General features: G+C 73.2%; 13 protein-coding genes. 4 read left to right on the top strand and 9 right to left on the bottom strand.

What is annotated here, in order from left to right:
• Positions 1-103 precede the first annotated feature (103 nt).
• A complete protein-coding gene (locus Aeryth_RS15505; RefSeq protein WP_067860540.1) occupies positions 104-388 on the top strand; it encodes a helix-turn-helix transcriptional regulator in 285 nt (94 codons plus the stop codon).
• Positions 389-403: 15 nt separating this feature from the next.
• On the opposite strand, the gene Aeryth_RS15500 is transcribed toward Aeryth_RS15505, so the two are convergent.
• From Aeryth_RS15500 to Aeryth_RS18010, 8 genes are all read right to left on the bottom strand, one after another.
• Complete coding sequence (locus Aeryth_RS15500) at positions 404-856, bottom strand: phosphatase domain-containing protein (protein WP_067860537.1); 453 nt, start codon at positions 854-856, stop codon at positions 404-406.
• Positions 857-866: 10 nt separating this feature from the next.
• A complete protein-coding gene (locus Aeryth_RS15495) occupies positions 867-1,484 on the bottom strand; it encodes a MarC family protein (protein ID WP_067860535.1) in 618 nt (205 codons plus the stop codon).
• On the bottom strand, positions 1,481-2,362 hold the full coding sequence (locus Aeryth_RS18395; protein ID WP_083516493.1) for a glycosyltransferase family 2 protein: 882 nt from the start codon (positions 2,360-2,362) through the stop codon (positions 1,481-1,483). Before Aeryth_RS18395 ends, Aeryth_RS15495 begins: the two co-directional genes overlap by 4 nt.
• The gene (locus tag Aeryth_RS17420) at positions 2,359-3,381 is read right to left on the bottom strand and encodes a glycosyltransferase (protein WP_083516492.1); all 1,023 of its coding nucleotides are present in this window, start codon (positions 3,379-3,381) and stop codon (positions 2,359-2,361) included. The genes Aeryth_RS18395 and Aeryth_RS17420 overlap by 4 nt, the downstream gene beginning before the upstream one ends.
• Positions 3,378-4,454 (bottom strand): glycosyltransferase, encoded by a 1,077-nt coding sequence (locus Aeryth_RS15480; protein ID WP_067860531.1) that lies wholly within the window; start codon positions 4,452-4,454, stop codon positions 3,378-3,380. Before Aeryth_RS15480 ends, Aeryth_RS17420 begins: the two co-directional genes overlap by 4 nt.
• Positions 4,451-5,545, bottom strand: coding sequence for a glycosyltransferase family protein (locus Aeryth_RS15475; protein ID WP_236749758.1), 1,095 nt, complete (start codon positions 5,543-5,545; stop codon positions 4,451-4,453). The genes Aeryth_RS15480 and Aeryth_RS15475 overlap by 4 nt, the downstream gene beginning before the upstream one ends.
• Before the next feature lie 251 nt (positions 5,546-5,796).
• The gene (locus tag Aeryth_RS15470) at positions 5,797-6,114 is read right to left on the bottom strand and encodes a hypothetical protein (RefSeq protein ID WP_067860529.1); all 318 of its coding nucleotides are present in this window, start codon (positions 6,112-6,114) and stop codon (positions 5,797-5,799) included.
• 39 nt (positions 6,115-6,153) lie between these two features.
• Entirely contained in the window at positions 6,154-6,639 is a 486-nt protein-coding gene (locus Aeryth_RS18010; protein ID WP_067860526.1) for a pyridoxamine 5'-phosphate oxidase family protein, read from the bottom strand.
• A 145-nt stretch (positions 6,640-6,784) separates the two neighbouring features.
• Here Aeryth_RS18010 and Aeryth_RS15460 point away from each other — a divergent pair, with 145 nt between their 5' ends.
• The 3 genes from Aeryth_RS15460 to Aeryth_RS15450 all read left to right on the top strand — a co-directional run bounded on the left by Aeryth_RS15460 (position 6,785) and on the right by Aeryth_RS15450 (position 11,499).
• The gene (locus Aeryth_RS15460) at positions 6,785-7,216 is read left to right on the top strand and encodes an SRPBCC family protein (protein WP_067860524.1); all 432 of its coding nucleotides are present in this window, start codon (positions 6,785-6,787) and stop codon (positions 7,214-7,216) included.
• Positions 7,217-7,358: 142 nt separating this feature from the next.
• Complete coding sequence (locus Aeryth_RS15455; protein WP_067860522.1) at positions 7,359-8,822, top strand: MDR family MFS transporter; 1,464 nt, start codon at positions 7,359-7,361, stop codon at positions 8,820-8,822.
• Positions 8,823-9,372: 550 nt separating this feature from the next.
• Positions 9,373-11,499, top strand: a complete 2,127-nt coding sequence (locus tag Aeryth_RS15450; RefSeq protein WP_067860520.1) for a DEAD/DEAH box helicase — start codon at positions 9,373-9,375, stop codon at positions 11,497-11,499.
• A 141-nt stretch (positions 11,500-11,640) separates the two neighbouring features.
• Here the strand turns inward: Aeryth_RS15450 and Aeryth_RS15445 are convergent, their stop codons facing one another.
• Entirely contained in the window at positions 11,641-12,216 is a 576-nt protein-coding gene (locus Aeryth_RS15445) for a hypothetical protein (RefSeq protein ID WP_067860518.1), read from the bottom strand.
• Positions 12,217-12,607 lie beyond the last annotated feature (391 nt).

The raw sequence follows: 12,607 nt of genomic DNA, 5'->3' as shown, positions 1-12,607 counted from the left end.
GGCGCCGCGCGGTGAGAGATCGTTAACGGGAAGCACAATACCGGTATTGAGGTGCCGGTGTAGCCTACGTGAGGCACGACACCTTCGCGGCTAGGCTGGGTGCGTGACGTCGGAGCGCTCCTCGTGGACCTTTCTCAGCAACCACGGCCACGTGCTCGTCCTCGTCGCGCGCGAGCCGGGCATCCTGCTCACCAGCCTCAGCGAGCGCGTCGGCATCTCCGAGCGCGCCGCCCGCACGATCCTGCGCGACCTCGAGGAGGCCGGGTACCTCACGCGCACCAAGGTCGGGCGACGCAACCGCTACGAGGTGCACCCCGACGGTCCCCTGCGCCACCCCGAGGAGTCGACCACCATGGTCAGCGACCTCCTCGCCGCCTTCGGTCGCTGAGCGGCGCGTCGGCCTCTACGGACGGGACGGCTCGTCGTCCCAGCCGGGCACGACGACGACGTCGATGCCCTCGGACTCCCACAGCGAGATCACGTTCGGGTTGTCGTCCCAGGCGCGGACGACGCGGTAGCGCTGGCGCACCTGCGCGAGGACGTCGCGCTTGACCTCGACGTCGGGGCGGCCGTCGTGCTCGCCGCGCAGGTAGAGGTGGTCCGACGGCACGTCGTGCAGCGCGAGCCAGAACGACGTTCCCGCGCGCCAGTGCTCGCGGCGGGCAGTGACCACGACGACGGCCCGACCCTCGCGCGCCGCGGCCCGTGCCCCGTCGACGACCCAGGCGTGCGGCGGGCAGCCGAGGGCGGCCTCGTGGAACGCCTCGAAGTTGCGTCGCTCCCCACGCACGTGGTGCCGGACGCCCGAGACGTCGCACAACGTGCCGTCGACGTCGAAGATCTCGGCCTCCCGCATGGGCAGGAGCCTACGAGGGCAGGACGGCCAGCACGCCGTGCACGAACAGCTCGACGCCGATCGCGAGGATGAGGAAGCCCATCACGCGGGTAAGGGCGCCGATGCCGGTCGGGCCGAGCCGGTCGACGACCGGCGTGGCGAAGCGCAGCGCGAGCGCGATGAGCAGACCGATCGCGAGGCCCGCGACGAGGATGCCGACGCGGTCGAGCGGGTCGGGGTGGCGCGCGGACAGCGCGATGATCACGCCGATCGCCCCCGGCCCGGCCACCAGCGGCAGCGCCATGGGCGAGAACGACACGTCGGCCTTCGCGGCGGCGTGCTCCTTCTCGGCGTCCGTGCTCGTCTCCCACGGCACGATCATGCCGAAGCCCGAGTGCGCCACCACGAGGCCGCCGGCGATCTGCAACGAGGCGATCGTGATGCCGAAGGCGCTCAGCACGAGGCTGCCGAGGAGCGCGAACACGCCCAGGATGGCCGCCACGTAGATGCCGGTGCGCCACGCCTGACGTCGCACCTGATCGGCGGGCTGGCCCTCGGTGAGGGCCGCGAAGGCGGCCACGGCCCCGAGCGGGTTGGTGATCGGCAGCAGCGCCGCGAGGGCGGCGAGGGCCACGGAGACGGACGTCACGCGTCCATCGTGGCAGCCACGGGCGACTCGGGCGCGTCGGCCCTCGCGTAGTCGCCGTGGGCGGTGCGACGCACCAGGCCCTGCTCCTCGAAGGCGTCGAGCCAGCCCTGCATGGGCCACCGCCCCCAGCGGTCGCGGAACAGGCGGCCGTTGCGGAGCACGTCGTCGAGGTGCTGCACCGGCGGGGTCTGCGTCGGGTGGTGCTGGTGCGAGGCCCGCGCGCCGCCCACCCATGCGAGCGGCACGCCGGCCGCCGCCGCCCGCTGCCCGAAGTCGGTGTCCTCGGCGCCGTAGCCGGCGTACGCCTCGTCGAACCCGCCGACCCGCTCCCAGGTCTGCGGGGTGAGGGCGAAGGAGAGCGACCAGAACAGGTCGTGCCCGTCCGCGTCGACGACCACGTCGCCCGCGGGCGGCGCGGGGCGCGCCGGGTGCGGCGTCGCGAGCGTGTGCACGGTGTGCAGGTCGTAGCCGCCGGCCGGCGGCGGGGGCAGGTACGAGACCGGTCCGCAGAGCACCGCGTCCTCCGCGAGCGGACGCCGCGACGCCTCCTCGTAGGCGAGGACGAGCCCGGGCGAGGCGAGGCAGTCGACGTCGAGGAGCACGACCAGGTCGGCTCCGCGCTCGATCGCCGTGCGCGCCCCGAGGTTGCGGGCCGCGGCGAGCGGCAGCCGCTCGTCGGCGAGGGGCAGGTGCACGACGTGCGGCCGTCGCCCGGGCGCCGGCCACCACGCGGCGCGCGGGTCGCCCATCGCCACCACGACGTGGTCGTCGGGCGGCACGGCGCCCTCCGCGAGCGACCGTTGCTGCAGCCACAGGTGACGGTGCCGGCCGTGCACGACCGTCACGACCGCGACCCGGCCCGACCCCTGCGGCGTCATCGGCTGTCCGTCCGCGCGTGCGCCACCTCGAGGACGATCTCGGCGGCGCGGGCGGCGCCCTTGCCGTCGTTCCAGACCTCCCAGTCGCGTCCGTCGCGACGCACCGCCTGCTCCAGCAGCGCGGCCCAGTCGTCGTCGGCGGGCGCCTCGGCGACGACGACGGGCAGCCGCCCGTCGGCCCGCAGTGCCGCGGCGGTGGTCCGCTGCTCGTCGTGCGGACGCTCCTGCGGCACGACCACAGCAGGCCGACGCGCCGCGGCCACCTCGGCCAGCGCGTTCTGCCCGGCGTGGGTCACGACGACGTCGGCGCGCAGCAGTGCGGGCCACGGGTCGTCCAGCCAGGAGCCGGCGTGGCCACCGAGCACCGTCCACGTCCAGCCGGGGGTGTTGCGTCGGGCGCGCTCGAGCGAGGCGTCGTCGATGCCGGGTCCACCGGTGCCCGACAGGACGGTCACCTGGCGCGTGGCCGGAGGCGCGACCGCGTGCGGCTCCGGGCGGTCGTCGAAGCGCGAGAACGCGCCCACGTGCACGAGCCGCGGGTCGTCGGGGGCGACACCCTCGACGACGCCCGCGACGTCGGCGGGCCACGGCGCGACGATGCGGTCGGCGAGGTCGAGGGCCAGCTGGTGCGGCCGGTCGGTGCGGACGCCGGGCTGCAGCATCTGCACCACGGGCACGCCGTGCAGGCGGCAGAGCGCGGCCACCTCGACCGACGTGTCCACGACGACGACGTCGGGGTCGGTCAGGTCGATCCACCGCGAGATCGTCGCCATGCGCGAGCGCAGGCCGTCGTGCCCGCGGGGCACCCAGTGGAAGACCCCGCCGGCGGTCGGGTCCGGCGGGAGCTCGAACGGGTCGTCGTCGGCGTCCGGGTCAAGCCCGATCCACAGCTGCGGCCAGCCGCGCGGCGCGGGCAGCGTCGAGAACCCGGTCACCTCGTGCCCTCCGAGGTGGGGCAGGAGCGTCGTCGCCCGCATGACGTGCCCGTGCCCGTGGTGGTGGACGTAGTAGCCGATCATGAGGCCTCGGCGGGCTGGGTCGGGCTCTCGGCGCGGGCGTAGAGCTCCTCGTAGCGCGTGACCATCCGCTGCACGGAGCAGTGCCGTACCGCATGGTCGCGGACGGCGGTACGGTCGAGCGCGACCGCCTCGCGGGCGGCGCGGGCGAGGTCGTCGACGTCGTCGGGTCGCGCCAGCCGCCCGGCCGACACCCCGACCACCTCGGCCAGCGCACCGCGCGCGAACGCCGCCACGGGGGTGCCGCAGGCCATGGCCTCCGCCGCGACGAGGCCGTACGGCTCGTCCCACTGCGGCGTCACGAGCGCCACGCCGGCCCGCCCGACGAGGTCGCAGAGGGCGTCGGTGTGCAGGTGGCCGACGAGCCGGGCGTCGTCGCCGAGCAGCGGCTCGACCTCGCGACGCACGTAGTCGGCGTCCAGCACGGGTCCCGCGAGGTCGATCGCGAGACCGGCGCGTCGGGCGGCGAGGATGGCCAGGTGCGGAGCCTTCTCCGGCACGAGTCGGCCCGTCCACACCGCCCGCCCGCCCCCCGGACCCGGCTGCCACCGGGACGTGTCGACGCCGTTGGGCACCACCTCGGCCTGCACGGCGCGGGACCAGGCCGCGGCGGTGTGCCGGCTGACGGCGGCGAACGTCGACGCGCCGCCCGACATCGCGATGGCCGACTCGAGCCAGCCCAGCGGCGGGGTGTGCAGGGTCGTCACCATCGGCACCGACAGCATCGGCGCCATCGCCACGGGGAGGTGGTGGAGGCTGTTGTTGTGCACGACGTCGAAGCGCGACTGCCCGCCGCGGGCGAGCCGGAGCATGAGCGCCAGGTAGGCGTGGTGCTCGCGCATCCACGCGTCAGGGTGCGCGCCCACGTCGGCCCGCGCCGCCGCGCTCGGCTCGAACGGCGGCACGTCGAGCTCCTCGACGTCGAGTGAGGGGTCGGACCCGGGTGCGGCGAAGACGCTCACCCGGTGGCCGCGGTCGGCGAGCGCGTGGGCCAGCGTGGCCGTGTGCGCCTCGAGGCCTCCCTGGAACGGCTCGGCGACGGGGAAGCGGGCGGACGCGACGAGGCAGATCCTCATCGGCCACCCACGGTCGCGATGCTGCACGCACCGGTCAGCGCGTCGGTGTAGACCGTGGCGTGGGCCTCCGCGAGCTGGCGACGCTGCGCGAGCCGTTGCGCCACCGTCGGCGCCGGGGTGGGCGTCGACGCCCACGCGTCGCGCACCGCGGCCACGAGGCTGTCGGCGTCGAACCGTTGCTCGTCGAACGTGAACGCGTGCACCGGCCCCTGGTCGGCGTAGTAGCCACAGCTCGGAGCGGCGACCGGGGTGCCGACGTCGCGGCACAGCTCGAGCCAGCCCGAGTGGGTGCCGAAGCGGTAGGGCAGCACGGAGAGGTCGAGCGAAGCCAGGTAGTCGACCAGCTCGTCGTCGGTGAAGTAGTCGTGCACGCGCACGTCGACGACGTCGGGGGCGTCGGCGAGCCAGGCGGCCAGGTCGGCGTCGAAGCGCGCGCCGCCCGGGTCGAGCACGTCGGTGTGGCCGTCGACCTGCAGCACGCCGCCCGGCACCTCCTGCACGGCGCGGAGCAGGGTCGGCAGGAGGGTGGCTGGGTCCATGCAGGCGCGCAGGCTCTTGACGTGCAGGCCGACGCGGAACTCGCCGCCGCGCTCCGCAGGCGCGGGCCGGTGTCGGGCGAGCCTCTGCATGGTGGTGGGCTCGACGACGTGCGGGTGGGGGAGCACCAGCGCGTCGCGGTCCCACCGGCGGCGCACCTCGGCGGCCGCGCCCTCGGTCAGCGTGGCCACGACGGCGGCCGCCGGCACGAGCACGTCGAGCTGGGCGTCGTGCAGGGCGCGGTCGAGGTGGTGCGGGTTGCGCAGGTCGTGCACGGTGAGCACGAGCGGCTTGCCGTGCGTGCGCAGCGCCTCGACCAGCGCGGTGAGCTGCGCCGGGGCGAGGGCGTCGAAGCCGAAGTGCACGTGCATCAGGTCGAAGGAGCCGTGCGAGCGCTCCACCCAGGCTGGGTCGAGCATCGCCGGCGGCCACCACGGCTGGCCCGCGGCAGCCGGTCCGCCCCCGGGTGCGGGGTCGGCCAGGCGGCGCACGGGGTCGTCGAGGTCGAGGTCGGGCGACGACAGGTGCCGCACGTACACGTGCCCGGCGGGCACGGACGCGACCCTGATCTCGGGACGACCCCGGCGGGGCCCCATGGACGGCCCGGTGGACGACACCGTGGATGGCCCGGTGGACGACTCCGTGTCGGCGAGCGGCATGCTGACTGACCCCCTCGAGGCTGTGGGCGACCGCGGACCGGTCGCGTCCCAGGAGGTACCCGTGGCTGAGGGGGTGAACCCTCCCCGTCACACGCGTCGGGGGAGGCGTCCAGCGGACGGCCTCCCCCGTGGCGGATGCGCCCGACTCAGAGGTCGAGCGTGCCCACCCAGCGCTCGCCCTCGTCGCCGCCCCACGCGTCCCACGCGACGCGACCGGGCGACGGGAAGCCGTCGGAGCCGTTCTTGAAGCCCTCGGCGTCCTTGTCGACGTCGTGCCGCTTGAAGTAGGCGCGCATCTTCGTGGCCTGCTCGTCGGTGAGCTTCTCGCCGTTCGCGAGCTGGTGGGCCCGGTGCTCGCCGGTGTCGGTGAAGCCCTTGCCGGCCTTGCCGTCCTCGATCCAGCGGACGGCCCGCTGCGCGGTCTCCTGCACGCCCTTCGGCGGCTCGTGCTTGCCCTCGCTCATCGTCGGACCTCTCTCGTCGTCAGCGCGATGGTCGCGAGGTCACGGGTTCTCGACGACGCCGTGGTCGCTCTTGTACGGCTCGCCGGTCAGCTTCGACTTCACCAGGCTGATCGCGGACGCGACCTTGCTGCCGGGCGTGTCCCAGTACTCCGCCTTGTCGACGCGCACCTTGATCAGCGTCGAGTTGTCGCCCTCCGGTCCCTCGGGCAGCCAGGCCTCGGCGAAGGTGTTCCACAGCTCCTTCAGCTTGGCGAGGTCGTCGACGACCTCAGCGTGGCCCGTGAGCGCCACCCAGGAGTCCGAGGAGCTGAACGTCAGCTGCACGTCGGACCGCTTCGCGACGTCGCGCGTGTGCTCGGTGTCCTTCGCCGTGATGAACCACAGCTCGGCGGGGTCGAGGTCGGTGTCCTGGCGCGCCATCGGGATGCTGCGCAGGGTGCCGTCGTCGGTGACGGTCGTGAACATGGCGATCCGCAGGTCGGTCAGCAGGTCGTCGAGGGTCTTCTCGTCTGTCGTGTCACTCATGGTGGCTCCTCGTCTCGGGGTCGTCTCGACCGTAGGACGGGGTCGGCGGGTACGCCTCCCGAAATTCGGGGGGTTCGACATCGAGTTCCGGGGTACCGGGCCCGGTCGACGTGCACGGCCGTCGATCGTCGCCGACGGTGGAGACATGACCGAGATCAGCCGTACGTTCACCGTCCAGCCCGCCCCCGCGACCGTCCTCGAGTACCTGAAGGACTTCTCGCACGCCGAGGAGTGGGACCCGGGCACCGAGTCGTGCCAGCGCATCGACGACGGCCCGGTCGCCGTCGGCAGCCGCTGGCGGAACACGTCGAAGATTGCGGGCGTGAGCACCGAGCTGGAGTACGAGCTCACCGAGCTCGACGACACGCACGTGCAGTTCGTGGGCACCAACGACACCGCCCACTCCACCGACACGATCACCGTCCAGCCGCACGGGTCGGGCAGCGAGATCACCTACGTCGCCGACATCCAGCTGAAGGGTGCCGCGAAGCTCGCGACGCCTGTCGTCAAGCTGGTCTTCGAGAAGATCGGCAGCGACACCGAGGACGACCTCGTGCAGGTGCTCAACCGGCTCTGAGGCGTGCGTCCCTGAACCGGGACGTCGGGCCGGGGCGCGGAACATCCCGCTGCCGCCCGACGTTCACCCCCAGGTCTGCGCCGTGGTCGACGATGGAGCCCACGCGCCACCAGCACGCCCGGCACCGACCCCAGGGGACCGCATGAGCACCGCCACGACCGACCCGACCGCGACGACGGACACGCCCCCGCTGCCGCGCGAGCACCTGCTCGTCATCGGCACGCTGCTGGTGGCGTCGTTCGTGGTGATCCTCAACGAGACGGTCATGAGCGTGGCCGTGCCGGTGCTGCAGGACGACCTCGGCGTGCCGCCGTCGACGGGCCAGTGGCTGACTACCGCGTTCATGCTCACGATGGCCGTCGTCATCCCGCTCACCGGCTACCTGATCCAGCGGATGGCCACGCGCACGCTCTACGTCGCGGCGATGTCGCTGTTCACGGCGGGCACGGTGCTCGCGTTCGCGTCGCAGGGCTTCGCGATGCTGCTGGTCGCGCGGGTCGTGCAGGCCTCGGGCACCGCCGTGATGCTGCCGCTGCTCATGACGACGGTCATGACGATCGTCCCCGTCGCCCGGCGCGGCGCGATGATGGGCAACATCACGGTGGTCATCGCCGTCGCCCCCGCGCTCGGCCCGACGCTCTCGGGATTCGTGCTCGACCACTTCGGCTGGCGATGGATCTTCGGCGTCGTCGCCCCGATCGCGCTGGCCGCGCTCGTGGTTGGCGCGCGCTACGTGGTCAGCGTGGCGGCCACCGGCGACCAGCGCATCGACGCCGTGTCGGTGCCGCTCTCGGCGCTCGGCCTCGGCGGTCTGGTGTACGGCCTCGTCGGCATCGGCGAGCACGCGCAGGGGTCGTCGGGCACGCCCACCTGGCTGCCGTTCGTCGTCGGCGGCGTGGCCCTGGCCGCCTTCGTCGCCCGCCAGCTGCAGCTGCAGCGTGACGACCGCGCGCTGCTCGACCTGCGCGTGTTCACGTCGGGCCAGTTCCGCATCGCCACGGGCGCGATGCTCATCGCCATGGCGGCCATGTTCGGCTCGTTCCTCCTGCTGCCGCTCTTCGCGCAGCAGACGCTCGGCCTCAGCGCGCTCGAGACCGGACTCATCACCCTGCCCGGCGGCGTCGTGATGGGCGTGACCGGACCGTTCGTCGGCCGGCTCTACGACCGGCTCGGCCCGCGCGTGCTCGTCGTGCCGGGGTCGCTGCTCGTGTCGGCGGGCCTGTGGCTGCTGGTCGACGTCGACGCGGACACGTCGGTCGCGTGGCTGGTGGGCGCCAACCTGGTGCTGATGCTGGGTCTGTCGGCCACGTTCACGCCGCTCATGACCACAGCCCTCGGCTCCGTCGAGCCTCGCCTGTACTCCTACGCGAGCGCCGTCGTCGGCAGCCTGCAGCAGGTGGCCGGCGCCGCCGGCGCGGCTCTGTTCATCACCATCATGACCGTCGTCTCCGCCAGCGGCGTCGACGCCGGACTCGGCGAGGGTCAGGCGTTCGTCGGTGGTGTGCAGCAGGCGTTCCTGGTGGGTGCGCTGCTGAGCCTCGTGCTCGTCGTCCTCGTCCCGTTCCTGCGCAAGGCCGACGCACCCGAGGGTGCGCCCGCTCACTGAGGGCGCCCCCGTCGCCCTGCGGGCGGTAGGTGGCGCGCGCTTCCTCGTCGGCGGCGGTAGGCAGCACGCGGAAAACAGCGTCGAGAGCGCTACCCACCTACCGCTGACAGGTCGGGTTCCGCGCGCCACCTACCGCTGACAGGTCGGGTTCCGCGCGCCACCTACCGCTCGGGGGGCGGGTCCCCTCGTCCTCGGCTTCGCCGTCAGCGGACCCGTGCGGCGACGCCTGCCGCCCGGCCTCGTGCGGGTGCTGGTGCTCGTCGTCAGCGGGTCGTCGGCGCTGCTGCTGCTCGTGCGCTCCCTCCTCGGCTGCGTCGCGCGCCGCGGCCCGGCGACCCACCAGACCTGGGCAGAACGCGCCAGACGAACCTCTCTCGTCTACACTGGCCGGAGCAGGAGCCGTACGGCCCGCACTCGTGGGTGGGTGCTCAGCCACCGACCCGCCGCCGATGTCACTGGCGGCCGAGTCGCCGTACGCCCTGTCGCGGCGACGGGCACGACCCGTCCGCCGCCGGCCGAGGCAGACGTCCGGCCGTGGAGGAGGAGCCTGTTGGCCACGAGAACGCAGCAGCGGAACCCGCAGAAGGCACGCCAGAACGGCAGCGGGGCCCGGCGCAAGAAGCACGATGACGACACCGGACTCATGCCCGTGCTCGCGAAGGCGGTGCGCGAGGTCGAGAACGCGGTGCAGCGACGACGCGTCACCGCGTCGACCCGCGCCACCTTCCAGGCCGTCGGCCTGCTGGTGCGCGAGGAGCGCGCCCGCGTGAAGACCGCCACCGACCTCACCGAGCCGCAGCGCGCCGACCAGCTCAAGCGACTCGACGGCGTCGCCACCATCCTGGCCAAGACCGCGACGCGCGAGCCCGCGCTGCTCATGCTGCTCACCGACGACGCCGAGATCTCCAGCTCGACCCTCGCGCTCAAGCGTGAGCTGATGGCAGCCGCCGGCCTCGAGCTGGCCGTCGAGCCGCCCGCCGCCACCACCGAGCTGCGGGTCGACCGCTCCGTCGTGCCCCGCTCCGTCGTCGCGCGCCAGCTCGCCAACCCCTTCATGCCGCCGGAGTTCTCGCCCGAGCCGCCGCCCCGCACCGGGCCTAGCCGCCTCGCCACGTGGGAGCTCATCGGCCCCCTGCTGTCGTCGTTCGAGCGGGCCGCCGCCGGTGCGCCCGCCTGCATGGAGCTCCCCGAGCCGCTCCCGCTGAACCACCGCGGACCCGACCTCATGCGCCACCAGGCCCAGCTCGTGTCGTCCGCCGCCGAGGGACACCGCACCTTCCTGCTCGCCGACGAGCCCGGCCTCGGCAAGACCGCGCAGTCGCTGCTCGCCGCGCACGCGGCGCAGGCCTACCCGCTGCTCGTCGTCGTGCCGAACGTCGTCAAGGCGAACTGGGCGCGCGAGGTCGGGCTGTGGACCCCGCAGCGCGCCGTCACGGTCGTGCACGGCAACGGTGACGACATCGACGCGTTCGCCGACATCGTCGTCGTCAACTACGAGATCCTCGACCGCCACGCCGGCTGGCTCGGCGACCTCGGCTTCCGCGGCATGGTGCTCGACGAGGCGCACTTCATCAAGAACACGTCGTCGCAGCGCTCGCGTCACGTGCTGCGCATCGCCGACCGCATCCGCAGCCGCACCGCGCGACCGCTGATGATGGCGCTCACCGGCACCCCGCTCATCAACGACGTGGAGGACTTCCGCGCCATCTGGCAGTTCCTCGGCTGGATCGACGAGAAGAAGCCGCTTCCCGAGCTCATGCACCGGCTCGACGAGACCGGCCTGACGCCGCTCGACCCCGGCTTCTTCCCCGCCGCCCGGCAGGCCGTCATCGACATGGGCATCGTCCGACGTCGCAAGATCGACGTCGCCGCCGACATCCCCGCCCGCCGCATCGCCGACATGCCCGTCGAGCTCGACGGCGAGGCCGGCCGCTCCATCCGCGCCGCCGAGGCCGAGCTGGCCCGTCGGCTCGTCGCCCGCTACGACCGGGCGGCCGCCGCCCGGGTCGAGGCCGGGCACCCGGTGGCCGACGTGCTCGACCTCGACCTCGTCCGCAAGGTCGCGGCGTGGGAGCGCGAGGAGGCCAACGAGTCGACCGGCGAGAACGTGTTCTCGATGGTGCGTCGCATCGGCCAGGCCAAGGCCGGTCTGGCTGCCGACTACACCGCCCAGCTGGCGCGCAGCGTCGGCAAGGTCGTGTTCTTCGCGAAGCACCTCGACGTCATGGACGCCGCGCAGAAGGCGTTCGAGGAGCGCGGCATCGGCTACTCGACCATCCGCGGCGACCAGACGGCCGCGGCGCGCGCGAAGGCGATCGACGCGTTCCAGAACGACCCGGGCACGCAGATCATCGTCTGCTCGCTGACCGCGGCCGGCGTCGGCATCAACCTGCAGGTGGCGTCGAACGTGGTCCTCGCGGAGCTGTCGTGGACCGACGCGGAGCAGATGCAGGCGATCGACCGCGTGCACCGCATCGGTCAGGAGGAGCCGGTCACCGCGTGGCGCATCATCGCCTCGCAGACGATCGACACGCGCATCGTGGAGCTCATCGACAGCAAGGCCGGGCTCGCCGCCCGCGCCCTCGACGGTGAGGACACCGAGGTCGACGTCACCGACGTCCAGCTCGAGGCCCTCGTCGGCATCCTGTCGGACTCTCTCCGCTCGCGTCGCCGCTGACCGGGCCCGCTCCGCCTGCGCGTTTGCGTGGGGCCCCACTCAAACGTGCGAGAACGACGCACGGTTGCGTTGGGGGGAGCTGGTTTACGTGGGGCCCCACGTCAACGGGCCTGAGGACGCGAGGCGGGGCGGGCCGCTCGATCAGCGCCGGGCGGTCACGCCGCGCGGGAAGGCGGGGACGTCGCCGGGCCAGTCGCCCAACCGTTCGCGAGCGGGTGAGCCGTCGTCGGTGCGCACGTTGACGAGGCTGAAGGACGTCTGCCCGGGGACGGGCTCGCCGCGCTCGACCCATCCGCCCTCGGCCGCTGCTGCGTCGACGTCGAACTCGGGGCCGTCGCCGGTGTCGACGCTGACCGTGATGTACGTGTTCGGCAGGTAGCCGGTGCGCACGGACCACGCCGACTCCACCAGGAACGTCACCAGCGCGGGTCCGTCGACGATCCGGTACCCCGGCGCGACCGTGACCCGGACGTCGTAGCCGGTGTTGCCCTTGATGTTCGGCGGCTCGCCCCCAGCCACGTCGATCGTCAGGCCGGGGATGCTCGAGACGGCAGCCTGCGCCTGGCGCAACGTCTGCCCGCCCGACGCCGCATCGTGGGGGATGTCGTAGCGCGGGCCGCCCGCAGCACCGCAGCCTGCGAGCGCGACGAGGACGGCGACGGCCGCGACGAGGCGTCTCGCCGTCGAGCCTGCTTGCGTCGTCGTCGGGGTGCCCATGCGGGAGATCCTGGCATCTCGGGGGTCTTGCTGGGGTGGGGGCCTCAGAGGTCTCGTCCTCCTGCTGCGCTGCCTCGGGATGTCTCGACGTGCTGGTGCGACGTCTGCGCGGGTCTCGGCTCGTTGCTGCGCCGCCTCGGCGTTCGCTGGGGGTGGTCTCCGAAAGGGCTTCGACCGGGCGGCTGGCATCCGCGCTGGTCTGGGGTCTCGGGCCGGGACTTGGTGCTGGGGCGAACGCACGCGGACGCAGAAGCTTGGGTGCCCTTGGGGTTGGGGGGACGCACGATTCTGCTTTCGCGTGGAACGGTCCACGCCAAGGCAGAATCCTTCCGGCGCGACGCCCTCCATCGGTGGATCATCAACCGCAGGGGCGCTCCTGATGTTGCAGATC

The sequence above is a fragment of the Aeromicrobium erythreum genome (genome assembly GCF_001509405.1).
In the GTDB taxonomy this organism is placed as follows: Bacteria; Actinomycetota; Actinomycetes; order Propionibacteriales; family Nocardioidaceae; genus Aeromicrobium; species Aeromicrobium erythreum.
Note: the sequence above shows the minus strand (reverse complement) of the source record. Positions and strands in the feature narration are given on the sequence as shown.